Source organism: Citrobacter werkmanii (assembly GCF_008693645.1).
GTDB lineage: Bacteria > Pseudomonadota > Gammaproteobacteria > Enterobacterales > Enterobacteriaceae > Citrobacter > Citrobacter werkmanii.
In genome coordinates this window covers 2,192,431-2,216,187 of sequence record NZ_CP044101.1, presented here as the reverse complement: position 1 = coordinate 2,216,187, position 23,757 = coordinate 2,192,431, and the positions used below count along the sequence as shown (strand labels likewise).

Sequence of the window (23,757 nt, the reverse complement as noted above, 5' to 3'; positions counted from 1 at the left end):
ATTCAGTGCACCGTATCTTTAACCCAATGCGTATTATCGATCACCCATTGCGTTAGCATCGCAAGATGTTCCTCAATCTCACGACTGGACTCACCTTCAACAATAGCACTGACAATCTCACCATTCGTCAGTTTCATCACATCGTAATGACGTCCGACAACACCTGTAGCCCGATAATTGATCACAAAAGGTAACGGACATTTATCCGCAATAGCCTGTAAGGTTCCTTGAGAAGGCGGCACATTCAGTTGTCCAACCCGGATAACAGGTATTCTTTGCGCTAAATCCCGCGGATACGTTTCGTTCAGACAGGCCTTCAGCCATGTCATACGCGGATCGAGGCCAAACGCCGCACCTAATTCTTCATTAACGAAACATCCGCCTAACCGGCAGGCAAGCTCGCCGAAAATAATATTACCGCCCTGATCCACAAATACCTCAAGATGAAGTAAGGTGTTTTTCTCAATAGGGAAGACTTCTTTCGCAAGATATTTTGTATAGTCAATCAACTTCTGGTGTAGTGAATTATCATCTTCCATGACCAGCCCTAAGGTTTGCCCTGATAGAAAATCAAGACAAGATACCGTGGCCCAAGAGGCGGAAATAAATATGGGTTTCCCCTGCAGATACAACGCGTTGATCTGATAAGCCTCACCTTCAATAAACTTCTCGATTAACAGATTATGGTATTCAGAGGATTTCATCTGCGCCAGATATTTAAATAACTGACCTTCATTTTTTAAAACCACCACCCCCATAGATCCACGTCCATCGTTTGGTTTTATCACGCAGGGATATCCGTGTTGCGCAATAAATGAGGCCATTGCCGTCGCATTTCCCACGCGAGCCATTGCTGGAATCGGTAACTGATATTGCTGCACACGGGATTTCATCAGAAACTTATCGCGAAACAGGATCGCCGCATTCTCACGCCCCTGCGTTAAACCTAAACGATCGCTGATCCTTGCCGCCCTGAGCACATCAATTTCAGCCAGGAAGTAAATACCGCTGGCGTTGTTCGAACGTGCATAATGATAAATATCCAGTTCTACCACAGGATTATCGTTAAAGTTTTCATAAAACAGAAAGGTAAAATCATTCCCCATATGATGCAAGATCGCCGCTTTTTGACTGGCGCAGGTGGCTATCACTAACGGCGTTGATTGCTGGAGTTCATGCCAGGCGTTTGGCGAGTGTTGTAAAAGAATTTTGGGTGGACACAGTAAGATGTTCATTATTTTTCACTCTCGATATCAAACGTAATGACAAACACATCCCGAAATCCTTTCCCGGGCAACAGCGGTACGATAGGTGCGGTATAATGCAGATAATTAACATCATTGAAAATGATCGCCTCCCCCGCCAGAATTTTGAAGGTTGTTGCGTCATTTCCGCCGTCGTGATGAGGGATTAACGTAGTATCGCCACCGGCGATATTTTCCATTTCGCTGCAATAGACGGCAATGAACTTAAAGCCATCCTGATGTATACCTTCCGGAGCAGGATAGCCCGGCTGTCGATCATGTGTTGTAATTCTTATTTGATGAATACCAACGTTATAGTTATCCTTCGGTAGCAATGGCAGTAATTTGCTAAATACCAGATTCATAATTTCTTCGGCAACATCCTGTTTTATTTCTGGATACTTTCTGCTGATACCACCTGAATACGTATTAAGTTTTTCAGACTGAAAGAAAACTCCGGCCTCGCACAAACTAAAATATTTTTCACACCCTGCTTTTGCCTGAAGATAACTTCGAAAACGAAATTTCCCATCTTCAGCTTTAAGCCAGGGATCAGGTAGCAACTCATCAAAGCTTTTTTTAACATTAATCGAGGTATTACCCAAACGTATATGATGATAAGCATGCATATATGACATCCTCAGAAAAGAGACAATAATGTATGTTGGTTATTTTTCTCAACTTATGACACCGGCAAGGGCCAATATCATTACCTGCATCCAGGCAAAATACGATGACTGCGGATATCAGGCGAGGAACGCACGTTCCCCGCCATCACATTCACTATTACTGACTTTTTTTACGCAACTCGGTCACCGGTACGCCGCCAATCCCCCAGTTATCGGTATCGACTTCGTCAATAACCACAATGGTTGTAGCAGGGTTTTTATTAAGCACATCCACCAGTAGCTGAGTCGCACCTTCCATCAGCTGTTTCTTTTGTTTATCGGTCACACCTTCTTTAGTGATCTTAATATTTACGTAGGGCATAACAACTCCTGTAAACTAAATGATTGTGGATAATGCGCCGAGGTAGCTAAGCGCAAACAGGTTAAACAGCAGAACATAACCATAATGCATCTGGAAACTGGTTCTGCCGGGAGAAACATTAAGGCTGTTGGCAGCAAAAATTGCGTTTATCGATACCGGAGATAGCAGTTGCGTAGCAATAAAAAGGCAAATCCAAATCTGATAATCCACCACGCTGCCGGAAAGATAGTCGGAAAAAATCGACCACGACACGCTAAATATAATTAGGGGATGAATACCGAGGATACCAGGCAAGGGCAGAACAAATAAAATAATGGCATAGCACTGAAAAGTTGTAAGACCGCTAACAAACGCTGTAATGCCTTGCGGGATGTTTGCAAACAACATCATACATACCGATGTTAACAGGCTACATGCCAGGAGTAATACCACTTCGCCGGAGATCCCCTGAGCAGATTCAGACAGTTGTTGCGCCCACTGCTTTTTGCGATTCGCAAAATGGCTGACGATAAAAAGAACAACCGCCGTGAAGGTGATGCTCTGCAAAGGATTCAACCCCAGCACGCTCAACGATAGAATAAAGCTTCCCCAAAACAAGCCGATAAAAGCAAGAATCGAGGTCATATTGCCGCGGTCAGAAACCGTATGACTATCTTCGGCAACCAGTTGGACACGCGATTTCTGGTTTAACAGGATACTGAATAAAAACAGGGGAATGCCGACCAGCATCGCCGGAACATGAGGGATATCCGGCATAGCAGCCCATACCGCCGCCGCACCAATAGTCGTCGGCATTAAAACCATCGTGATACATACCGTACGAGTGACAATCTTCGCCAGGTTAAACTTCGGTTGAACCACTTTTTTCAGGCTATCAAGCAGGAGTGGAATGGCCCCAAGGCTCATTGGCCAGGTTAAAAAAGCGGTCAGCAACGTTATAGACAATGTGACTCGAGACGGTTTTTTCTGCAGTAAATATGCCCCCAGCGCAGCGTTAAAATTTATCGCGTTCATCACCTGCCGGAGTAATGCAATCCCCACCAGCAAGAGCATGACGTCTGAATATCGTACAAAAACAGCGAGGAGGTTAAGTTCCCCACTCTTGTTTGCTGTCAGTAGAAAAATCATCGAAGCGATAAAAATGAGGATCCCACTTCTTGCCGATGATTTTTTCCACCAGAATGAAAAAGTTGACAGGATATACAATATTGACGCAACGAGTGCAAAAGCAGACATCACGGGATATTTACCGGCAAGCACACAGGATGCAAGGAAAACACCCAATGAGATCACAATCATTGAGGATTGCAGATTTTGCCAGAGATTACCGTGCGTCTGGATTTGCTCAGTCTGCATTAATGACAACCTCATGCTGAACATTGCGATGGTGCAATTGTTGATACATATCGGTTACACAGCGCCCGGCATCGACCAGGAACCTTGAATTGACAAGGGGTCGGGGCAATACGTAAGTGTAAAAATTAGCCCCTTCCGCTGGATTGCCTAACACCCAAATCGATTCTTGCGTTTCCCCAAGGCAGTTAATCGGATGCTGATTGATATCAATATCCAGCCCGCCTGGATGATAACCATCGTTCATAAAGGGACGCACAATGCCGTTGATAGTCATATTCCTCATCAACGTTGAAACGTCGTGCAACGGCGAAAAGTTAGCAATTTTGGCTTTTATCAACACATCAGCTTTCACTACGCTACTCTCATCTTTAAATTCAGAATGAACCTCGAACTTACCCTCATATTCATTCATCATTAACCGGGGATCCTTTCCTCCTGCCAGACGAACTATGTTGGCATGCATTAATGCCAACAGTTGTTCATTACGCAGTTTCGGCGGACCTACAGCAATACGATTAAAGACAGGATTGATCTGCTCAATGAAGTATTGATGCGATTTCGCGTCAAGTCCGCAATTATCGATAGCCCCTCGCAAAATATCTCTTACGTCACGAATAATGTCGGTCGCCGCTTTCACTGGGCCCTTGACGTTGCCTTTGTCAGACTCATGCAAGTCATCGCGTAAAAAATCAATAAACCATTGGCTATATTCTTCCAGGGAGGCATGTTCCTGATTGCGATGAGGATAAAGTATGCTATCGATAACCGCGGCATCATGCACATCAGCAACATATGTCGTGGGTTCCTGCCACTTCCCCTCCAGGGTAGATCGATAGACGTAGCACATTTCTTTATGCAGCAACGGAAAAATTTGTTCGATGAAATTTATTTTTGATGTGGCATTATGAATTAAATTCTGGACACGAAATTCATTAATTGCGGCTGAAGTTAAGAATCGTGGTCGGTATTGACCGGAAATACCTTTTTGATTCATGCCGCGACTGCTGAAAGGCAGAGTCTGTCTGGAATAAATAAAAATATCAGGTTCATTGCCACTAGGGTGATAGCGAAGCATCCCATTGTCTGTCACAAACCGTCCACCACGTCCCAGCGTTAATTGGGAAATAACATCATAAGCTGTCAACCCAATGCCCTGGACGATAACCTTAGCTCGGGAGTGAATATTATTTAACCTATCAACCGGATAAGGCGTGGAATAATATTCCAGCAGTTCATTTTGCTTATTGCTGCTGGCAATAAATTTTTCGACATAATGATCTTCCAACGTTTTCATATTGTCGCCATGGCCGGTTGTCAGATAAACAAAGTCAGCAACAATCCTCTGATTATCTTCTAAAACAATGGCTGATCGTTTATCTTGCTGAATAAAAAGATTAGTTGCCTGCTGATTTACTTGCGTTACCGTCAGACTGGCTGGCAGATTTTTTAGTATTCTCTCATACGCCCAATTCAAATATTCTCCCAATAAGCGACGAGGCAAGTAATCATTTGCATCAATAGCTAAACCTGTTTCGCTTTTTATATAGCGATCACCCACTTTGCGATAACCCTGATTGTTAGCCCATTGATGAAAACATGGGCCTGGGCGAAAAGGGCCGGCATTTTTTACGGTCGCATCACCAAACAATGTTATTTGACAGGCAACAGTATTAACTAATAAATGGTCGGGCTGAGACAAACTATGCGCTCCCACACCCATGGCATTTTTATCAATAATAATGATCTGCATATGTTCATTAATCGCATACTCTGTATGCAGGGCACAAATCCTTTCCAGAATACTTAAACCACGCGGTCCCATACCCAGTATAGCCACTGTCATTTTTTTCATTCTTTGCTCCAACTGTCTGAATATTTAACTTTACTGTATTGTAAATAGCTAATCCCTGCTGCGATAAATAACGAGGCTGCACCCAATAATATGGAATAGGTCATTCCATTTTTATTGCTCTGGAAGGCACTGACAATTAATGGACCGACGATCTGCCCGACCCCATAAGTCAGCGTAACGAGGCCAAGAAGGTTAATCTTTTTTGGTGCCCTTATTTTTCTTGCCAGCGGCATGACCAAAGAACTTGTCCCCATGAATGTGCCGCCAAAACCAATACAGCTAATGGTTAGTAGCAGTGGTGAGTTAATAAATATGGCCATGACTACGCAAATCGCCTGAACAATTAAGTTAACACTTAGGCAGGATAATATATTCCACTTGCGCGCGGCCCATAACCAGCCATAGCATCCAGGAATAACGGCAAGACCGACAATGGACCAGATATGGTCGGCTAAAAAGGTGTTGCCAACCCCCCTGGCCATTAACGGTAAATATGTAGCGACAATGATATAGCCGAATCCGGCCAGACCATACAGTAAGGCTAAATTCCACCACTGGATTTCAGGTTCCGCACTTACGACTGCTTTTACCGGCGGGATCATATGCTTATCTTTCGGCAATAAAATTACCAGGATGACGAAAAATATCGTTGAAAGTATGGAAGCACCAATCCACAACAAGTGTGAATCTAACGCGTAAGACACGCCAGCAATGACATATTCATTACCGATAAAAATGCCTATTCCTACGCCTGAAAACAGTGAGGCGATAACAAAAGGATTATGGGTATGCTGGAGCACCAGCATTGAACCAAATATCATCATTCCCGCGCTTGCCACACCCGCAAGGAATCTGATTAACAGAATAATTTCAGGCTGAGTCACTTGTGCCATCAAAAAAATCAGCAGGGCTGTGAGTAACGCTGAAACCAGTAACAGCATTCTTAACTTATTGACTGCGTTGAAAATACCAAAGGAGAAAAGGAGACTGCCGACGAGGTAACCTGCATAGTTTGCGCTGGCAATTAAGGATAATTGCGAAAAGGTAAAAAGCCCTTCATGAAGCATAACGGGAAGCATAGGGGTATATAAAAAACGCGCAATTCCCATTCCTAAGGTCAAGACGATCATACCAAATACAGCAGTACTCAGCTGACGATGGCCAACAGCACTGTGATCGATATCCATTTTTTGGCCTCAAAAGACGAATTAAGTTTGATTGTTATCTTACATAAGGAAATGATAATAAAAAGTTAATAAAAATGACGAAAACATTCACTTTAGGTAATGCCTTCTATGAACAGTACCTCGCTTAACTTGTTTAAAACGGTTGCGGAAACGGGTTCCATATCTGCTGCTGCGCGTAGTCTGCACTGCGTTTCATCGAATGTCACAACCCGTCTCAAACAGCTGGAAGCCAGCCTTGACGTATCTCTGTTTGTCCGTGAGAAAAATCGTCTCTACATCACCCCTGAAGGCGAGCTTCTTCTTCGCTATGCCAACAAAATTCTGGCCCTGTTACACGAAGCGGAATTGTCCATGCATGGAACAAAAGTGGCGGGACCGTTACGCATCGGCGCAATGGAAACGACCGCAGCGGTACGTCTGCCCTCGATACTGGCGAATTTCCACCGCGAAATGCCTTCCGTTGAGCTAAACCTGAAAACCTCCCCCACGGAGGTACTGGTGCAGCACATCCTGAACAATGAACTGGAAATCGCTTTCGTTGCCGATCATCAGGCACTGCACACGGAAAATTCGCCTCTGCAATTGCACATTTTATGTCAGGAAACGCTGGTACTGGTGACGGCGGCAGAGCACCGGAATGTCATTACCGGCGCGGACCTCAAAGTGACAAGACCGCTGGTCTTTGTTAAGGGGTGTAACTATCGCTCCCGTCTGGGACAATGGCTGCGGCTGCAGGGAGTCGATTATGCCGATCCCCTGGAGTTCGGCTCTTTTCAGGCGATCCTTGGCTGCGTGAGTGCCGGAATGGGGATTGCCCTGTTGCCAGAGAGCGTAGTCAGACAGTATGAACATAATTTCCCTATCCGTAGCCATACGATTACCCCACAGATAGGTAACGTGAACACTATGATGATATGGCTTAAAAACCGAGAAGTCAGCCGGGTGCTTAATCGCTTTGTCTCATTTATTACCGAGGCTTAATTTTTCGCTACCGACAACGGCGCAATGCAGGCCGCAGAGTCAGTGGAAGACTGGCGCACTCAAAAGAGCGCCAGTGGAAACGTAATTGATATTGAAAAGCCCGCTTTATATCTGATAATCAATCACGGTTTCATCGGGCTCCATTGCCTGGCGTTTGATTTCATCCACGGATAACCCTGCGTTGCATAGCTCGATAAATCGCCAGACATAGTTGCGCTGTAGTTGTCCTCGTTTCAACCCCAGCCAGACGGTGTTGGCATCAAATAAATGCCGGGTATCCAGACGGGTCAAACTGCCCTCCTCCTGCTCGCCACTGGATTGCTCTGCCACCAGCCCAATACCCAGTCCCAACGCCACATAAGTTTTAATCACATCCGAATCCTGGGCGCTGAGTATGATATCCGGCACTAACCCTTTTCGGGCAAACGCTTCATCAATACGCGAACGTCCCGTAATTCCCTGTCGATAAGTAATTAACGGCCAATGGGCGATGGATTCCAGCGTTAAAGGCGATGTCTTGACGAGTGGATGGTCGTGCGGAACGAGCAGACTGTGGTGCCAACGAAACCAGGGAAAAGCCACCAGCAGTGGATCGCTACTCAGACGTTCACTGGCAATCCCAATATCTGCTCCGCCATTTTGCAACAACGCTTCGATCTCCTGTGGCGTGCCCTGAATCAGTTCCAGACGCACTTCCGGGAAAAGCTCACGAAAAGCTTTAATCACTGCGGGCAGGCTATAGCGCGCCTGTGTATGCGTGGTGGCTATCGTCAGAACACCTGACGTGTCATTGGTAAACAGATCCGCCAGACGGCGGACGTTGCTGGCCTCATTCAGAATACGTTCGGCAATGCCCAGTAAGGCCTTACCGGGTTCGGTCATGCCCAGCAGGCGTTTCCCGCGACGAATAAATATTTCGATGCCAAGTTCATCTTCAAGTTCACGAATATGTCGGCTGACACCCGACTGCGAGGTATACAATATATTCGCGACTTCCGTCAGGTTGTAATCCTGACGGGCCGCCTCGCGGATTATTTTAAGTTGCTGGAAATTCACTTTTCGCTCCGGGCACATCAGACATTACGCTATTGTTAAAGTCTGATGGCCGGCATAACAAATAATAAAAACCTGCATCTTATTCCTCTTGGGAATAAGCTTTAGCTCACCAGCTGCAGCTCACGGTTTTCCAGCATCGGTCGGCTAACCAGCGACAACAGGATCTCCTTGACTGCCTGCGCTTGTGGCGACAAGCTCCCCATGGCCGACACATTCAACGAGAGCGGCAGATTCATTGATGGGGTGGTAATCCGCGCCATCCAGCCATTTGCTGCATTGCACAGTGCGCGGGCTGCCGATTCGGGTAACACAGTGACGCCCATACCGCTGGCAATGGCAGCCGTTAAGGTCGAGATAGACTCGATTTCACCAATGACTTTGGCCGTTAAGCGACGTAGCGAAAAAGCCTCATCCACCCGCAAACGCACCGCACTGTAATCCCGCGGCAAAAACAGATTCATCTGCGCCACTGCGGCTAAATCGACGCTTTGGCCTGGACAATCACGCGTCCCCACCAGGAAAAGATCCTCCTTCAGCAACGGCTGACAACTTATGCCCGCCACGGGCGAGCGCTCATAGAGCACTGCCATGTCTAATTGTCCGCTGAGAAGCTTGTCATTTAGCACTGCCCCACTGTTTTCATGCAAATAGACCAGTACATCGGGCAGTTCGGCACGTACTGTTTGTAACAGTGGCATAGTGATGGATGATGCCGCCGTACCCGGTGCCAGGCCAATGGAAACCTGACCACTCAGAGTCTGACCAACATTATTGACCGCAAGTTGCGCCTGTTCACACTGACGTAAAATCGTTCGGGCGTGGGTATACAGCACTTTCCCCGCTTCCGTGGGCGTGACGCCGCGCTTGGTACGAATCAGCAATTGCTGATCCAGTTCGCCTTCCAACGTGGCGACCTGCTGGCTCAGCGCGGGTTGCGCGATGTGCAACACTTCCGCTGCCTGGGTCAGGCTACCAATATCGACGATTTTTACGAAATATTTCAGTCGTCTGAAGTTCATTTTGCCTCCTGTCGGAATACCAGAACCCGTGCTGGCAGTCATGTGATTCAGGATTGCAAAATACTTGCCAGTTTCGTCTGAAGCGGCGTTTTACGCTGACGCCGCGTCAGGTAAGGAGCAAAGTGAAGAACGACATTTTTTGTACGCTTATACAGATGACTGTGGCTGCCCTGGAAAAGGTAGATACGCACCAGAATGGGGCAAAAGCATAAAAAGGCGGAAAGTTCGCCGCTTTGCTGATTTTGTCAGCAAACGAACGCACAATTGCATTTCGTCCTTTGACAACCCTCATCACCCTCGCTAATATGCGCCTCGTTCACACGATTCCTCTGTAGTTCAGTCGGTAGAACGGCGGACTGTTAATCCGTATGTCACTGGTTCGAGTCCAGTCAGAGGAGCCAAATTCAGAAAAGCCTGCTTTCGAGCAGGCTTTTTGCTTTTCAATTTTCTCATTCGTCTAATTATTCATGTTGCCCTCTGCGAGGGATATAATCGTTTCCTCTTCATGCCTGTCGCGGTAATCTCATAACGTCCGGTAATCTATCGGCTGCAATGTGTGTAACCCAACTCAAATACTAATAATTAAAAGACAGTACAGACAGGATAACTATGGATTCCACCCTCACCTCCACGGGTCCCCAACAGGACGCCTCTTCGCTCAACCGTGCCCGACGCGCTGCGCTTGGTAGCTTCGCGGGCGCCGTGGTCGACTGGTATGATTTTCTGCTCTATGGCATTACCGCTGCGTTAGTCTTTAACCGCGAGTTTTTTCCGCAGGTCAGTCCGGCGATGGGAACACTTGCCGCCTTCGCTACCTTTGGCGTCGGATTTCTGTTCCGCCCGCTAGGCGGGGTCATCTTCGGCCACTTCGGCGATCGTCTTGGGCGTAAACGTATGCTGATGCTCACCGTCTGGATGATGGGGATCGCCACGGCGCTGATTGGCATTATTCCTTCCTTTGACACCATTGGCTGGTGGGCCCCTGTTCTACTGGTGACGCTGCGCGCCATTCAGGGCTTCGCCGTGGGTGGTGAATGGGGCGGAGCCGCGTTGCTCTCCGTCGAAAGCGCGCCGAAAAATAAAAAAGCCTTTTATAGCAGCGGTGTACAGGTCGGGTACGGCGTCGGTCTGCTGCTTTCTACCGGCCTGGTCTCGCTGATTAGCTCTCAAACTACCGATGAGCAGTTCCTCAGTTGGGGCTGGCGTATTCCGTTCTTGTTCAGCATCGTGCTGGTATTAGGCGCGTTGTGGATGCGTAACAGAATGGATGAATCGGCCGAGTTCGAACAGCAGCAACAGGCGCCACAGCCCGAGAAAAAGCGGCTTCCGGTCATCGAGGCCTTAATCCGCCATCCGGGCGCATTCTTAAAAATTATCGCCCTGCGCCTGTGTGAACTGCTGACGATGTATATCGTCACCGCATTTGCTCTTAACTACTCGACACAAAACCTCGGCCTGCCACGCGAGCTGTTTCTGAATATCGGATTGCTGGTCGGCGGGCTGAGCTGTCTGACCATCCCCTGCTTTGCGTGGCTTGCTGACCGCTTTGGTCGTCGTCGCGTCTACATTACCGGGGCACTGGTCGGGACGCTAAGCGCCTTCCCATTCTTTATGGCGCTGGAGGCCCAGTCTATTTTCTGGATCGTGTTCTTCGCGATTATGCTGGCCAACATCGCACACGATATGGTGGTCTGCGTACAGCAGCCTATGTTTACCGGTTTATTTGGCGCAAGCTATCGCTATAGCGGCGCAGGCGTTGGTTATCAGGTGGCCAGCGTGGTTGGCGGCGGTTTTACCCCCTTTATTGCGGCGGCACTGGTGACATTTTCAGGCGGAGACTGGCACAGCGTAGCTATTTATCTGATGGCGGGTTGTCTTATCTCCGCCACTACCGCGCTGTTGATGCGGGATAAGCAGCACGGTTAAACCCCCGGTGCGAGGGCCATCCGGTCTTCGCACCATCTTCCTTAACGTCTGACTTTTGTTTCACATTCCTGTGACATACTATCGGGAGAGCGGTATATCTGTGGAACAAGGAGACAGACATGAACAATAAGGGCGCCAGCCTGACCCCGGCTCAGGCACTGGATAAACTGGACGCGCTGTACGAACAGTCGGTTAAATCACTGCGTAGCGCCATTGGTAAGTATATTGAAACAGGGACCCTCCCTGACGTAATCGCCCGCCAGAACGGTCTTTTTGTCTACCCGTCACTTCGTGTCACCTGGGATGGCAGCGCCACTAATCCGCCAAAAACGCGCGCCTATGGCCGTTTTACCCATGCGGGTTGCTATACCACCACCATTACCCGTCCGTCGCTCTTTCGTCCTTATCTTGAAGAACAGCTCACGCTGCTGTATCAGGATTATGATGCGCATATCTCCGTTGAGCCATCGCAGCATGAAATCCCCTATCCCTATGTGATTGACGGTTCAGAACTGACGTTGGATCGCTCGATGAGCGCCGGATTAACGCGTCATTTCCCCACCACTGAATTGTCGCAGATTGGTGACGAAACGGCGGACGGGATTTTTCATCCGGCGGAATTTTCTCCGCTGTCTCACTTCGATGCCCGACGCGTGGATTTTTCGCTGGCGCGACTGCGTCATTACACGGGCACGCCGGTTGAACATTTCCAGCCCTTTGTGCTGTTCACCAACTACACCCGCTATGTCGATGAGTTCGTACGCTGGGGCTGCAGCCAGATCCTCGACCCGGACAGTCCGTATATCGCGCTGTCATGCGCGGGCGGGATCTGGATCACCGCCGAAACCGAAGCGCCAGAAGAAGCCATCTCCGATCTCGCCTGGAAGAAACACCAGATGCCCGCCTGGCATTTAATTACCGCTGATGGTCAGGGGATCACGCTGGTGAATATCGGCGTCGGCCCGTCTAACGCCAAAACTATTTGCGATCATCTCGCCGTATTGCGCCCTGATGTCTGGCTGATGATTGGGCACTGTGGCGGCCTGCGTGAAAGTCAGGCAATTGGCGATTATGTTCTGGCCCACGCTTATTTGCGTGATGACCACGTGCTGGATGCTGTACTCCCACCGGATATTCCGATTCCGAGCATCGCTGAAGTGCAACGCGCGCTGTATGACGCGACCAAAGAGGTCAGCGGCATGCCCGGCGAAGAGGTCAAACAGCGCCTGCGTACCGGTACCGTTGTCACCACCGACGATCGAAACTGGGAATTACGTTACTCCGCCTCTGCGCTGCGCTTTAACCTCAGCCGTGCGGTAGCTATCGATATGGAAAGCGCCACTATCGCCGCCCAGGGCTACCGCTTCCGCGTCCCCTACGGCACATTGCTTTGCGTTTCCGACAAACCGCTGCACGGCGAGATTAAACTGCCTGGTCAGGCCAACCGTTTTTATGAAGGCGCCATTTCCGAGCATCTGCAAATAGGTATCCGGGCTATCGATCGTCTTCGCGCCGAAGGCGATCGACTGCACTCCCGTAAATTACGTACATTCAACGAACCGCCGTTCCGTTAAGGCCTGAGGTAACTATGCACAACTCAACTCCTCTTTCCGCCCTGCGTAACCTGCTGGTAGCGCAGGGGCTGGATGGTATGATTGTCCCGCGCGCCGACGCTCACCAAAGTGAAGATTGTACGCCGCATGATAATAAGTTGGCCTGGCTGACTGGTTTTAGCGGCTCAGCGGGACTCGCGCTGGTCCTGCGCGACCGCGCATTAATATTTGTCGATGGGCGCTATCAGGTCCAGGTGCGCAATGAAGTCTCGCTGGATGATTTTGAAATTCACCATTTACACGACGAACCGCTGGCAGACTATTTGCAGTCTCACGTTGCAGCGGGTACACGTATCGGCTTTGAGCCGCTGCTGATGGTTAACAGCCAGTTTGAAGCGCTGTCGGCTACCCACTGCGAGCTGGTACCTCTGGAGCAGGATCCCTTCGACCAGATATGGTTAGATCGTCCGGCAGCGCCTTGCGGCATCATTCGCGAAATGCCCCTCGAAATCAGCGGTGAGAGCTGCGCACAGAAACGTGCCCGCGTCGTGGAGCAACTCACTCAACATCAGGCCGATGTGCTGGCGATTACGCTGCCGGACAACATTGCCTGGCTGCTTAATGTCCGTGGTTCGGATCTTGCTATGGTTCCGGTGCCGTTCTCATTTGCCCTGCTCCATCGCAGCGGCGAACTGGAATGGTTTGTCGATAGTAATAAAACACAGCAACTCCCCGCATCGCTGTTGGATACGCTTACGCTGGCCCCGCAAGAGAGCTTCCTGGCTCGCTGCCAGCAATTGGCAAATGGGAAGCGCTTTCTGGTCGATAAAGACTACGCTCCGGTGGCATTGCGTTTTGCCATAGAAGAACATGGCGGCCACGTCCTGTGGGCCCCCGACCCTATTACGTTAATGAAAGCGCACAAAAATGACGTTGAACTGGCAGGCTATCGGGAATGCCATGAACAGGATGGCGCAGCCTGGGTTAACTTCCTCGCATGGCTGGCGCATGAGGTCCCTTTACGCGAAGCGGCGGGCAATCCAATCACCGAACTGGAAGCACAGGCTAAACAGCTGGAGTTTCGCCAGCAGCAGCCGGGATTTATCGAGCAGAGTTTCAGCACGATTTCAGCCTCTGCCAGCAATGCGGCGATGTGTCATTACCACTCCAGCGAAAAAACCAATACGCCAATTACCTCGCAGGCCATGTACCTGAATGATTCCGGTGGTCAGTATCATAATGGTACAACGGATACGACGCGCACCCTGGCATTTGGCCCACAGGATCCGCAGCGACGCTTGCACTACACCGCCGTGTTGAAAGGCTTCTTGTCACTTATTTCACTGCAGTTCCCCAGCGGTACTCAGGGCCATCAACTGGATGCCTTTAGTCGGCGGGCGTTGTGGGATTTGGGACTGGATTTTGATCATGGAACCGGGCACGGCGTAGGCCATCAGTTGCTTATCCATGAACAACCTCATCGCATTGCCAAAAAAGTTAACCCCTGGCCTCTGGTCGCGGGCAATATCATCACCATCGAACCGGGTTATTATCTGGCCGGGCAATATGGGATCCGCATTGAGAATCAGGTGGAGATTATCAACAGCCGTCCGGGCTTCTGCCGTTTCTCAACGCTGACGCTGGTGCCGATTGATTTGAACCTTGTGGAACTGCATCTGCTGAGCGATGCTGAGAAACAGTGGATTGATGATTACCACCAGCAGGTCAGAGAGACATTGTCCCCACGCGTAAACGCAGAAGCCCGTCCGTGGCTGTTCGCCGCCACTGCGCCTATTCGCGTTCAGGCCAATTAAGGCAATAAAAAAGGCAGCCCGCAGGCTGCCTTAGTTCTCCCCAACGTCTTACTGCTTAGCGGTTACGGATGTACTCATCCATTTCAGTTTTCAGGTTATCGGACTTGGTACCGAAGATCGCCTGAACACCGGAACCAGCAACCACGACGCCCGCCGCACCCAGTTTCTTCAGGCCAGCCTGATCCACTTTGGCAACGTCAGCCACGCTAACGCGCAGACGAGTAATGCACGCATCGAGGTTAGTGATGTTTTCTTTACCACCGAATGCAGCAACCAGAGCCGGAGCCATTTCGCCGGACGCACCCGCTTTGCTGTCTTCGGTCGCATCTTCACGACCTGGCGTTTTCAGGTCCAGCGCTTTGATCAGCACACGGAAGATGGTGTAGTAAACAATCGCATAACCGATACCGACAATCGGGAACAGCCACAGTTTGCTGCTGTTACCGGACAGAACGATAAAGTCGATCAGACCGTGAGAGAACGATGTCCCGTCGCGCATACCCAGCAGGATACAGATCGGGAATGCCAGACCAGCCAGAATCGCGTGGATGATGTACAGGATCGGCGCCACGAACATGAAGGAGAACTCGATCGGCTCGGTAATACCGGTCAGGAACGAGGTCAGCGCCGCGGAGATCATAATACCGCCCACTTTCGCGCGGTTTTCTGGTTTAGCAGAGTGCCAGATAGCGATAGCGGCAGCCGGCAGACCGTACATTTTGAACAGGAAGCCACCGGACAGTTTGCCCGCAGTCGGGTCGCCCGCCATATAGCGAGGGATATCACCGTGGAACACCTGACCCGCGGCGTTGGTGTACTCACCGATCTGCATCTGGAATGGAACGTTCCAGATATGGTGCAGACCAAACGGCACCAGGCAGCGTTCAATGAAGCCATAGATACCGAACGCCACTACCGGGTTCTGGTATGCAGCCCACTGGGAGAACGTCTGAATAGCAGTACCGATCGGCGGCCAAATGAAGGACAGAACCACGCCTGTGAAGATGGCAGCCAGACCAGAAATAATAGGAACGAAGCGCTTACCCGCAAAGAAGCCGAGATACTCAGGCAATTTGATACGGTAGAAACGGTTGAACATATACGCTGCAATCGCACCGGAGATAATCCCCCCGAGAACACCCGTATCAGCAAGGTGTTTAGCGGCGATCTCTTCAGCAGGTAAATGCAGAACCAGCGGCGCAACAACAGCCATGGTTTTAACCATGATGCCGTAGGCAACAACGGATGCCAGTGCAGATACGCCGTCATTGTTGGTGAAGCCTAACGCAACACCGATGGCAAAGATCAGCGGCATGTTCGCAAAAACAGAACCGCCTGCTTCTGCCATTACGTGCGATACAACGGCTGGCAGCCAGCTGAAGTTAGCGGAACCGACACCCAGCAGGATACCTGCAATCGGGAGTACGGATACCGGCAGCATCAGCGATTTACCGACCTTTTGCAGGTTAGCAAATGCATTCTTAAACATAATTAGGAGTGCTCCTGAGTATTTGTGCTTATACACTTCATCCTTCAAACCGCCTCAGCGTTGGCTGCGCTCATTCACTCCAGTCACTTACTCGAGTAAGCTCCTGTCATTCACTCACTTGCCGCCTTGATGCCGCTTGAATGATTTTGTGTATTCTACGTTCTCACGCATTGGCAAGGGGGGAGAGCCTCGCCGTGGACAGAGCATCTAAGTGCTCTTTATTTATTACACAGAGTAAAATAATTCAGTCTGTATTTGTTTGACGGCTATCACAATTCAGTTGTGAATGGCCGCAAAATTCGCACATTCCGATAAAATGAGTTTCTGAATGTGTCTAACTGGTTATTCACCGCCCATTTTGTGGCGGTGAACTTTACTCGCTTTAGTTATTAATTACGAGCTTTAAAAAAAGTCAGTTAACGGACTGATTGCAGGCGAGAAGCATCGATGTGAAACAGGCGGGCAAAGTTATCAGTGGTTGCCTGCGCCAGTTCTTCCACGGCAACACCTTTCACTACGGCCATATACTCCGCAACGTCACGCGTCATGGCAGGTTGGTTCTCTTTTCCACGATGCGGCACCGGCGCAAGGTACGGAGAATCCGTCTCAACTAACAAACGATCCAGAGGAACATAACGAGCAGCATCACGAAGTTGGTCAGCATTACGGAACGTGACGATGCCGGAAAACGAGATATAAAAGCCGAGATCCAGCAATTTGCCCGCCGTTTCTCTGTCCTCTGTAAAACAGTGTAGTACGCCGCCGCAATCCGTCACCTTTTCTTCGCGCAGAATTGATAACGTATCGGCTCGGGCATCACGGGTATGCACGATAACCGGTTTCTGTAACTCGCGGCCAATCTGAATATGGTGGATGAAAGATTCCTGCTGGCGCACCTTCGTTTCCGGCGTGTAAAAATAATCCAGCCCGGTTTCGCCCATCGCTACCACACCGTCTTCGGCGGCAAAACGACGCAGGTCTTCAACATCATAAGTTTCATCCTGATTTAACGGATGCACACCGCAGGAGAAAACCACGTTGTCACGTTGGCCAACCAGTTCACGCATACTGCGGTATCCCGGCAGGGTGGTCGCGACGGCAAGACAAAATTTTACATCGCGTGCGGCCGCTTTCGCCAACACGTCGTCCACGTCCTTATGCAGAGATTGATAATCCAGGCCATCAAGATGGCAGTGTGAGTCGACTAAAAACATAATGTCTCTCTCAAAGATGAGGAACAGGCAGTACGGTGCCTGGTTGCAGGTAATGCTCAATACGGAGAATAAGATCGGTTAATACCAGTTCACGGTTTATGCCCGTCACGTTCAGCAACTGCTGACGACAATGACAAACATCACCGAGTATCGCCTGTATCTGGGCGACGGATAACCGCTCGGCGATAGAAGAGATGAGATCCTGAGCATCAGGATTGGTTAAATGGGAAATCCCATAGGAACGCTTTAAGGCATCCGTCAACAGCGTGGCCAGCCAGTGTAAACGAGCGGCAGCCTGATCGTGGTTGAGCGCCGCTAACAGGATATACCAGTCGCCTGATTGCAGGGTGTTCGCCAGCGCGGCGAGGAACTCTGTGCGGTGCGTCCAGCTTTCAGCCTGTAGCAACGTTAATGCCGCGCCAGGTGACCCCGCACTCAGACGTAATGCGCTCAACAATGCTTCCGGTGACGCCGTCACTTCACGGGTAAGCCAGGAGATAGCGTATGACTCTGCCGGTGGTGCAAGGTGATGTAACCGACAGCGGCTACGCAGCGTGGCCAATAAACGCGCAGGTTCGCGACTGGCGAGGAAGAACCAGGTCTGCGCCGGAGGCTCTTCCAGCGTTTTCAGCAACGCATTAGCGGCGGCATCGGTTAACTGGGCGGCATCCGGGATCCACACCACTTTCGCCCCGCCCAGGCGTGAATGCTCGTACAGTTTCTCACTGACTTCGCGTACCGCGTCAACGCCCAGCGTGCTTTTGCCTTTTTCCGGCAGCAGCGAATAGTAGTCCGGATGGGTCCCCGCCTGCATCAGCTGACAGCCGCGGCAGTGTCCGCAGCTTTTATGTCCTTCCGGATGCTGACACATTAAATAGCGACTGAGCGCGTAAATCAGCGCATCGTCGCCCATGCCGGGTAACGCCTGAATCAGTAACGCATGGTGACCACGACCCGTCTGGTAGCTCGCTACCAGTTTTTCAAAATCAGGTCGTAACCATGGGTACCATTTCATGCGCCCTGCTCCTTCACCCACTGAGTAATGGTATTGCGAATATCAGCCATCACAGCCTCCAGCGGCTGCGTAGCGTCAATCGTACGAATGCTGGCATCTTTGGCAGCCAGTTCAAGATAGCGCGCTCGGGTACGATTAAAGAAATCGAAAGATTCCTGTTCGATACGGTCCAGTTCGCCACGCGCACGCGCACGCTTCAATCCGACTTCTGGAGTGACATCCAGATAGAGCGTCAGGTCCGGACGAAAATCTCCGAGTACCGCATCACGCAGCGTTGCCAGCATGTTTTGATCGATACCGCGGCCACCGCCCTGATACGCCTGGGTCGACAGGTCGTGACGATCGCCAATGACCCATGCGCCTCTCGCCAGAGCAGGTTTAATAACGGTTTCGACCAACTGTACGCGCGCGGCGTAAAACATCAGGACTTCTGCTTTGTCGGTAATGACCTCGTCACCTACCGACTTAATGTCCAGCACCAGACTTCTTAGTTTCTCAGCGAGCTGCGTTCCACCAGGCTCGCGGGTAAAAACCATGTCACGAATACCGAGTTGCTCAAGTGTCTCTACCACCACATTACGCGCAGTGGTTTTTCCGGCGCCTTCCAGGCCCTCGATGACGATATAGTTACTGCCCATTTTTTTCCTTAAGCACTTTCAGGTAATCCTGTACTGACCGGTTATGGCTGACAAGATTGGTGTTAAATGTGTGGCCGCCTTTACCATCTGCCACGAAATAGAGATACGGCGTTTTTGCCGGGTGTGCGGCAGCCTGCAACGAGGCCTCTCCCGGCATGGCAATCGGGCCAGGCGGCAGCCCGGTAATGGTGTAGGTGTTATAGGCGGTTGGCGTTTCTAAATCCACACGCGACAATTTGCCATTATACCGTGTCCCCATGCCGTAAATCACCGTCGGATCGGTTTGTAAACGCATGCCAATACGTAAGCGGTTAATAAAGACCGAGGCCACCTGGTCGCGCTCGCTGGCAACCGCAGTTTCTTTTTCAATAATCGAGGCCATTGTCACTAGCTGATTTTTATCCTGATAAGGCAAGCCATCAGCGCGCCCTTCCCAGACGGTATCCACCGCTTTAACCATCTTTTGATGCGCACGTTTTAGCAGTGCTACGTCGGTCGTATTGGCGGTATACATCCAGGTATCGGGCCAGAACCAGCCTTCCACCCACTGCGGGTTTTCCAGCTTCAGCGCCTGAGCGACAGTCTCGTAGTTATCGTCGCTCAGCGTATGTTTGATATAGGGCGCATCGCGCAGTTGTCTGAGGTAATCACTCAGGCGCATCCCTTCCACCAGACGTAACGGGAACTGGGCCTCTTTACCGCTTTCCAGCAATAGCAGCATTTCTCGCACCGTCATGTCGGGCGTCAGGCGATAGGTACCCGCCTTAAAATGCGACAGGTCAGGCTCCACACGCAGCAGCCACTGGAAGACACGCGGACGATTGATAACCTTATCCGCATACAGCTGTTCACCGAGGGCCAGGCGGCCTGTACCCGCTTTCAGCGTAAAAATGGTCTCTTCTTTAATCAATAACTTACTGTCCGCCAGATGGCGAACTTTCCACATGCCTACGCCCGCGGCAATGCCCAGCACAACCAGCAATAACAGGACAACGAGTAACAGTTTTTTCATGACTAATTCGGGTGCTCACAAAGTGGGGCTAAAAAATCGAATAACAAACGTGAAGACAACATCGTGTCGCCACAGGTACGCACGGGAATAACCGGCATTAATGCGTTACAGACGACGATTTCATCGGCTTGCATAATCTCCTCCAACCCGGCATACACTTCGACAAGACTGAACGGTGATTGTGCCAGCATACGGATACAGAATTGTCGCATAATGCCGTTCACTCCGGCCTGATCCAACCGGGGAGTGTAAACCACATTACCTTTACGCCAGAACAAATTAGCCGCACAGCATTCCGTAACCCATCCCTCGCTGTCAAGAACCAGCGCTTCATCGGCATCCGTCTGCTCAAGATGAGAGCGAATCAATACCTGCTCCAGGCGATTCAGATGCTTAAGTCCTGCAAGCATAGGGTTACGCCCCAGACGCACTGGGCTTAACGCCAGCGTAATCCCTTCATGGCGCCAACGATCGTAATGTTCGGGCCAGGCTGAAACAGAGAGAATACGGGTGGCGTTGTGACAATTTGCGCCGCTGTATCCCCGACCGCCGCTACCGCGGCTAATAATGACTTTCAATACGCCACGCGCGTGTCCTTGAGCCAGCATTTTCATTTCATCTTGCAGTTCTGACCACTGTTCAAAAGCGATCAGCAACTTTTGGCAAGCGTCTTGTAAACGCGCAAGATGCGCTGCAAAGAGGCAAATTTCGCCGTCGATAATTCGCGCGGTAGTAAAACAACCATCGCCAAATTGGGTCGCTCGATCGCTTACGGCCAGCAGATTTTGCTCGCAGCCATTAATTAAGAACATGGAGGCTCCTTATATCTGGTCCGCTAGTTTGGCAGGATGAGTAACACAGGACAAGGGTGAAAAACCGAATAAAAAAAGGCCCGACAAGCGGACCTTTTCAGTTTTATTTCGATGCTAACGCATCACCTGACGAGACTTAAATCTTTTTAAAGATCAAAGAACCGTTGGTACCACCGAAGCCGAAGGAGTTACACAGAGTATATTCCAAACCACTCACCTGACGCGCTTCGTGAGGAACGAAGTCCAGGTCGCAACCTTCATCCGGGTTATCCAGGTTGATGGTTGGCGGAATAGCCTGGTCGCGCAGCGCCAGGATAGAGAAAATAGACTCTACCGCGCCCGCAGCGCCTAACAGGTGACCGGTCATGGATTTGGTTGAGCTTACCATCACACGGCTCGCCGCATCGCCAAAGACAGATTTCACTGCCTGGGTTTCAGCTTTATCGCCTGCAGGCGTAGACGTACCATGCGCGTTGACATAGCCGATCTGACCCGCTTCGATAGCCGCATCGCGCAGTGCGTTGACCATTGCCAGCGCAGCGCCTGCACCGTTTTCCGGTGGTGACGTCATGTGGTAAGCATCGCTGCTCATGCCAAAACCAACGACTTCAGCATAGATTTTCGCGCCGCGCGCTTTCGCATGCTCGTACTCCTCCAGTACCACCATGCCTGCGCCGTCGCCCAACACGAAGCCATCACGCTCTTTATCCCACGGGCGGCTTGCCGCTTGCGGGTTATCATTACGCGTAGACAGCGCGCGTGCCGCGCCAAAACCACCCACGCCAAGCGGTGTACTGGCTTTTTCAGCACCACCCGCAACCATCGCGTCTGCATCACCGTATGCAATGATACGTGCGGCATGACCGATGTTATGTACGCCTGAAGTACAGGCGGTCGCGATGGAGATGCTTGGCCCTTGCAGGCCGTACATGATGGTCAGGTGACCTGCCACCATGTTAACAATCGTCGACGGAACGAAGAACGGGCTGATCTTACGCGGTCCACCGTTTACCAAAGAGGTATGGTTTTCTTCGATCAGACCGAGACCGCCAATACCAGAGCCAATAGCGGCGCCAATACGGTGAGCGTTCTCTTCCGTAATTTCGAGGCCAGAATCCTGCATGGCCTGAACGCCAGCGACAATTCCATATTGAATGAAGGCATCCATCTTGCGCTGTTCTTTGCGCGAGATAATGTCTTCACAGTTAAAATCCTTTACTAAGCCAGCAAATTTCGTTGCATAGGCGCTAGTATCGAAATGGTCGATCAGGCTGATGCCACTCTGACCGGCAAGGAGAGCTTTCCAGGTAGACTCTACGGTATTGCCGACAGGAGACAACATGCCCAGTCCGGTCACAACTACACGACGCTTAGACACGGTTGTCCTCCAGGGAGGGAAAATAATTCAAGTGGGATAAAAAGATAAAACTCAGGCGGTCGAATGACCGCCTGGAGATGTTCACTTACGCCTGGTGGCCGTTGATGTAATCAATGGCAGCCTGAACGGTAGTGATTTTCTCAGCTTCTTCGTCCGGAATCTCAGTATCAAACTCTTCTTCCAGAGCCATTACCAGCTCAACGGTGTCAAGAGAATCTGCGCCCAGGTCTTCAACGAAGGAAGCATTGTTGGTAACTTCTTCCTGCTTAACGCCCAGCTGTTCGCCGATAATTTTCTTAACGCGTTCTTCGATAGTGCTCATACTCTTAAATTTCCTATCAAAACTCGCTTTCGCGATGGTTTTCGTAGTGTATAAAATGTTGAAAAATTTGCAACTAAATCCCGGCAGGTCTTACCACGATTTTACGTTATTTTGAGGCCATTCCCCCTAATAACGCAAATATTTTTCAATCGTGGTTAAACCATGTACATCCCGCCGTTGACGTGCAAAGTCTCACCTGTGATGTAACTTGCTTCGTCAGAAGCTAAAAATGCAACCGCACTGGCGATTTCCTGAGCGCCACCAAGGCGACCCGCAGGAACCTGCGCCAGTATACCCGCACGCTGATCATCAGACAGCGCACGCGTCATGTCCGTTTCAATAAAGCCCGGAGCAACAACGTTTACAGTAATACCACGGGACGCAACTTCGCGCGCCAGTGATTTACTGAAGCCGATCAGACCTGCTTTCGCCGCAGCGTAGTTAGCCTGACCCGCATTTCCCATGGTACCAACCACAGAACCGATAGTGATAATACGCCCATGACGCTTTTTCATCATAGCTCGCATTACCGCTTTTGACAGACGGAAAACAGATGACAGGTTGGTTTCGATGATATCGTTCCACTCGTCATCTTTCATGCGCATTAACAGGTTATCACGAGTAATCCCGGCATTATTGACCAGAATATCGACTTCACCAAATTCTGCGCGAATATTTTCCAGAACAGATTCGATAGATGCCGGATCGGTCACATTCAACATCAGACCTTTACCATTTGCACCTAAGTAATCGCTAATGGCCTGCGCACCACTTTCACTGGTTGCAGTCCCGATAACTTTCGCGCCACGGGCAACGAGTGTTTCAGCAATTGCGCGGCCAATTCCACGGCTTGCACCGGTTACCAGCGCGATTTTTCCTTCAAAATTCATGGGCTTCCT

21 protein-coding genes and 1 tRNA gene are annotated in these 23,757 nt (G+C 50.3%); 5 read left to right on the top strand and 17 right to left on the bottom strand.

The window, feature by feature from the left end:
* Positions 1-2: 2 nt before the first annotated feature.
* The 6 genes from FOB24_RS11200 to FOB24_RS11175 form a co-directional block, all read right to left on the bottom strand.
* On the bottom strand, positions 3-1,235 hold the full coding sequence (locus tag FOB24_RS11200; RefSeq protein ID WP_150344910.1) for an ATP-grasp domain-containing protein: 1,233 nt from the start codon (positions 1,233-1,235) through the stop codon (positions 3-5).
* A complete protein-coding gene (locus tag FOB24_RS11195; RefSeq protein ID WP_085048514.1) occupies positions 1,235-1,873 on the bottom strand; it encodes a 2OG-Fe dioxygenase family protein in 639 nt (212 codons plus the stop codon). Before FOB24_RS11195 ends, FOB24_RS11200 begins: the two co-directional genes overlap by 1 nt.
* A 157-nt stretch (positions 1,874-2,030) precedes the next feature.
* The gene (locus FOB24_RS11190) at positions 2,031-2,234 is read right to left on the bottom strand and encodes a 2-hydroxymuconate tautomerase family protein (RefSeq protein WP_038639801.1); all 204 of its coding nucleotides are present in this window, start codon (positions 2,232-2,234) and stop codon (positions 2,031-2,033) included.
* A gap of 15 nt (positions 2,235-2,249) precedes the next feature.
* A complete protein-coding gene (locus FOB24_RS11185) occupies positions 2,250-3,590 on the bottom strand; it encodes a hypothetical protein (RefSeq protein WP_038639799.1) in 1,341 nt (446 codons plus the stop codon).
* Entirely contained in the window at positions 3,580-5,442 is a 1,863-nt protein-coding gene (locus FOB24_RS11180; RefSeq protein WP_150344909.1) for an FAD/NAD(P)-binding protein, read from the bottom strand. The genes FOB24_RS11185 and FOB24_RS11180 overlap by 11 nt, the downstream gene beginning before the upstream one ends.
* A complete protein-coding gene (locus tag FOB24_RS11175) occupies positions 5,439-6,629 on the bottom strand; it encodes an MFS transporter (protein WP_150344908.1) in 1,191 nt (396 codons plus the stop codon). Before FOB24_RS11175 ends, FOB24_RS11180 begins: the two co-directional genes overlap by 4 nt.
* A gap of 108 nt (positions 6,630-6,737) precedes the next feature.
* Between FOB24_RS11175 and FOB24_RS11170 the strand changes: the two genes are divergently transcribed.
* Positions 6,738-7,610, top strand: coding sequence for a LysR family transcriptional regulator (locus FOB24_RS11170; protein ID WP_038639788.1), 873 nt, complete (start codon positions 6,738-6,740; stop codon positions 7,608-7,610).
* Positions 7,611-7,715: 105 nt separating this feature from the next.
* On the opposite strand, the gene cbl is transcribed toward FOB24_RS11170, so the two are convergent.
* Both cbl and nac read right to left on the bottom strand, forming a co-directional pair.
* Positions 7,716-8,666 carry an HTH-type transcriptional regulator Cbl gene (cbl, locus tag FOB24_RS11165; protein WP_038639784.1) on the bottom strand — a complete coding sequence of 317 codons (951 nt, stop codon included), beginning with the start codon at positions 8,664-8,666 and terminating at the stop codon, positions 7,716-7,718.
* Positions 8,667-8,767: 101 nt separating this feature from the next.
* Positions 8,768-9,685, bottom strand: a complete 918-nt coding sequence (gene nac / locus FOB24_RS11160; protein ID WP_069323332.1) for a nitrogen assimilation transcriptional regulator NAC — start codon at positions 9,683-9,685, stop codon at positions 8,768-8,770.
* 325 nt (positions 9,686-10,010) lie between these two features.
* Here nac and FOB24_RS11155 point away from each other — a divergent pair.
* The 4 genes from FOB24_RS11155 (at position 10,011) to FOB24_RS11140 (ending at position 14,978) form a co-directional block, all read left to right on the top strand.
* Positions 10,011-10,086: transfer RNA gene (locus tag FOB24_RS11155), tRNA-Asn, on the top strand.
* A gap of 208 nt (positions 10,087-10,294) precedes the next feature.
* Complete coding sequence (gene shiA / locus FOB24_RS11150) at positions 10,295-11,611, top strand: shikimate transporter (RefSeq protein ID WP_038639777.1); 1,317 nt, start codon at positions 10,295-10,297, stop codon at positions 11,609-11,611.
* Positions 11,612-11,730: 119 nt separating this feature from the next.
* A complete protein-coding gene (locus FOB24_RS11145) occupies positions 11,731-13,185 on the top strand; it encodes an AMP nucleosidase (protein ID WP_038639774.1) in 1,455 nt (484 codons plus the stop codon).
* A gap of 14 nt (positions 13,186-13,199) precedes the next feature.
* Positions 13,200-14,978, top strand: coding sequence for an aminopeptidase P family protein (locus FOB24_RS11140; RefSeq protein ID WP_150344907.1), 1,779 nt, complete (start codon positions 13,200-13,202; stop codon positions 14,976-14,978).
* 55 nt (positions 14,979-15,033) lie between these two features.
* Here the strand turns inward: FOB24_RS11140 and ptsG are convergent, their stop codons facing one another.
* From ptsG to fabG, 9 genes are all read right to left on the bottom strand, one after another.
* Positions 15,034-16,467 carry a PTS glucose transporter subunit IIBC gene (ptsG, locus tag FOB24_RS11135; RefSeq protein ID WP_150344906.1) on the bottom strand — a complete coding sequence of 478 codons (1,434 nt, stop codon included), beginning with the start codon at positions 16,465-16,467 and terminating at the stop codon, positions 15,034-15,036.
* Positions 16,468-16,883: 416 nt separating this feature from the next.
* Complete coding sequence (locus FOB24_RS11130) at positions 16,884-17,681, bottom strand: metal-dependent hydrolase (RefSeq protein WP_038639768.1); 798 nt, start codon at positions 17,679-17,681, stop codon at positions 16,884-16,886.
* A 10-nt stretch (positions 17,682-17,691) separates the two neighbouring features.
* Positions 17,692-18,696 (bottom strand): DNA polymerase III subunit delta', encoded by a 1,005-nt coding sequence (gene holB / locus FOB24_RS11125; RefSeq protein WP_150344905.1) that lies wholly within the window; start codon positions 18,694-18,696, stop codon positions 17,692-17,694.
* Positions 18,693-19,334 carry a dTMP kinase gene (gene tmk / locus FOB24_RS11120; RefSeq protein ID WP_038639762.1) on the bottom strand — a complete coding sequence of 214 codons (642 nt, stop codon included), beginning with the start codon at positions 19,332-19,334 and terminating at the stop codon, positions 18,693-18,695. The genes holB and tmk overlap by 4 nt, the downstream gene beginning before the upstream one ends.
* The gene (gene yceG, locus FOB24_RS11115) at positions 19,324-20,346 is read right to left on the bottom strand and encodes a cell division protein YceG (RefSeq protein ID WP_150344904.1); all 1,023 of its coding nucleotides are present in this window, start codon (positions 20,344-20,346) and stop codon (positions 19,324-19,326) included. Before yceG ends, tmk begins: the two co-directional genes overlap by 11 nt.
* Before the next feature lie 2 nt (positions 20,347-20,348).
* Positions 20,349-21,158 (bottom strand): aminodeoxychorismate lyase, encoded by an 810-nt coding sequence (gene pabC / locus FOB24_RS11110; RefSeq protein WP_069323326.1) that lies wholly within the window; start codon positions 21,156-21,158, stop codon positions 20,349-20,351.
* A 136-nt stretch (positions 21,159-21,294) separates the two neighbouring features.
* Entirely contained in the window at positions 21,295-22,536 is a 1,242-nt protein-coding gene (gene fabF, locus FOB24_RS11105) for a beta-ketoacyl-ACP synthase II (RefSeq protein WP_038639753.1), read from the bottom strand.
* A gap of 85 nt (positions 22,537-22,621) precedes the next feature.
* The gene (gene acpP / locus FOB24_RS11100) at positions 22,622-22,858 is read right to left on the bottom strand and encodes an acyl carrier protein (RefSeq protein ID WP_000103754.1); all 237 of its coding nucleotides are present in this window, start codon (positions 22,856-22,858) and stop codon (positions 22,622-22,624) included.
* Positions 22,859-23,013: 155 nt separating this feature from the next.
* Positions 23,014-23,748: a 3-oxoacyl-ACP reductase FabG gene (fabG, locus tag FOB24_RS11095; protein WP_006685074.1), complete on the bottom strand. Its 735-nt coding sequence runs from the start codon at positions 23,746-23,748 to the stop codon at positions 23,014-23,016.
* Between the last annotated feature and the right edge of the window lie 9 nt (positions 23,749-23,757).

Bases quoted from the DNA above. Each gene is read 5' to 3' on its own strand.
- FOB24_RS11200 (WP_150344910.1), bottom strand. From the start codon at position 1,235: ATGAACATCTTACTGTGTCCACCCAAAATTCTTTTACAACACTCGCCA.
- FOB24_RS11195 (WP_085048514.1), bottom strand. From the start codon at position 1,873: ATGCATGCTTATCATCATATACGTTTGGGTAATACCTCGATTAATGTT.
- FOB24_RS11190 (WP_038639801.1), bottom strand. From the start codon at position 2,234: ATGCCCTACGTAAATATTAAGATCACTAAAGAAGGTGTGACCGATAAA.
- FOB24_RS11185 (WP_038639799.1), bottom strand. From the start codon at position 3,590: ATGCAGACTGAGCAAATCCAGACGCACGGTAATCTCTGGCAAAATCTG.
- FOB24_RS11180 (WP_150344909.1), bottom strand. From the start codon at position 5,442: ATGAAAAAAATGACAGTGGCTATACTGGGTATGGGACCGCGTGGTTTA.
- FOB24_RS11175 (WP_150344908.1), bottom strand. From the start codon at position 6,629: ATGGATATCGATCACAGTGCTGTTGGCCATCGTCAGCTGAGTACTGCT.
- FOB24_RS11170 (WP_038639788.1), top strand. From the start codon at position 6,738: ATGAACAGTACCTCGCTTAACTTGTTTAAAACGGTTGCGGAAACGGGT.
- nac (WP_069323332.1), bottom strand. From the start codon at position 9,685: ATGAACTTCAGACGACTGAAATATTTCGTAAAAATCGTCGATATTGGT.
- shiA (WP_038639777.1), top strand. From the start codon at position 10,295: ATGGATTCCACCCTCACCTCCACGGGTCCCCAACAGGACGCCTCTTCG.
- FOB24_RS11145 (WP_038639774.1), top strand. From the start codon at position 11,731: ATGAACAATAAGGGCGCCAGCCTGACCCCGGCTCAGGCACTGGATAAA.
- FOB24_RS11140 (WP_150344907.1), top strand. From the start codon at position 13,200: ATGCACAACTCAACTCCTCTTTCCGCCCTGCGTAACCTGCTGGTAGCG.
- ptsG (WP_150344906.1), bottom strand. From the start codon at position 16,467: ATGTTTAAGAATGCATTTGCTAACCTGCAAAAGGTCGGTAAATCGCTG.
- FOB24_RS11130 (WP_038639768.1), bottom strand. From the start codon at position 17,681: ATGTTTTTAGTCGACTCACACTGCCATCTTGATGGCCTGGATTATCAA.
- holB (WP_150344905.1), bottom strand. From the start codon at position 18,696: ATGAAATGGTACCCATGGTTACGACCTGATTTTGAAAAACTGGTAGCG.
- tmk (WP_038639762.1), bottom strand. From the start codon at position 19,334: ATGGGCAGTAACTATATCGTCATCGAGGGCCTGGAAGGCGCCGGAAAA.
- yceG (WP_150344904.1), bottom strand. From the start codon at position 20,346: ATGAAAAAACTGTTACTCGTTGTCCTGTTATTGCTGGTTGTGCTGGGC.
- pabC (WP_069323326.1), bottom strand. From the start codon at position 21,158: ATGTTCTTAATTAATGGCTGCGAGCAAAATCTGCTGGCCGTAAGCGAT.
- acpP (WP_000103754.1), bottom strand. From the start codon at position 22,858: ATGAGCACTATCGAAGAACGCGTTAAGAAAATTATCGGCGAACAGCTG.
- fabG (WP_006685074.1), bottom strand. From the start codon at position 23,748: ATGAATTTTGAAGGAAAAATCGCGCTGGTAACCGGTGCAAGCCGTGGA.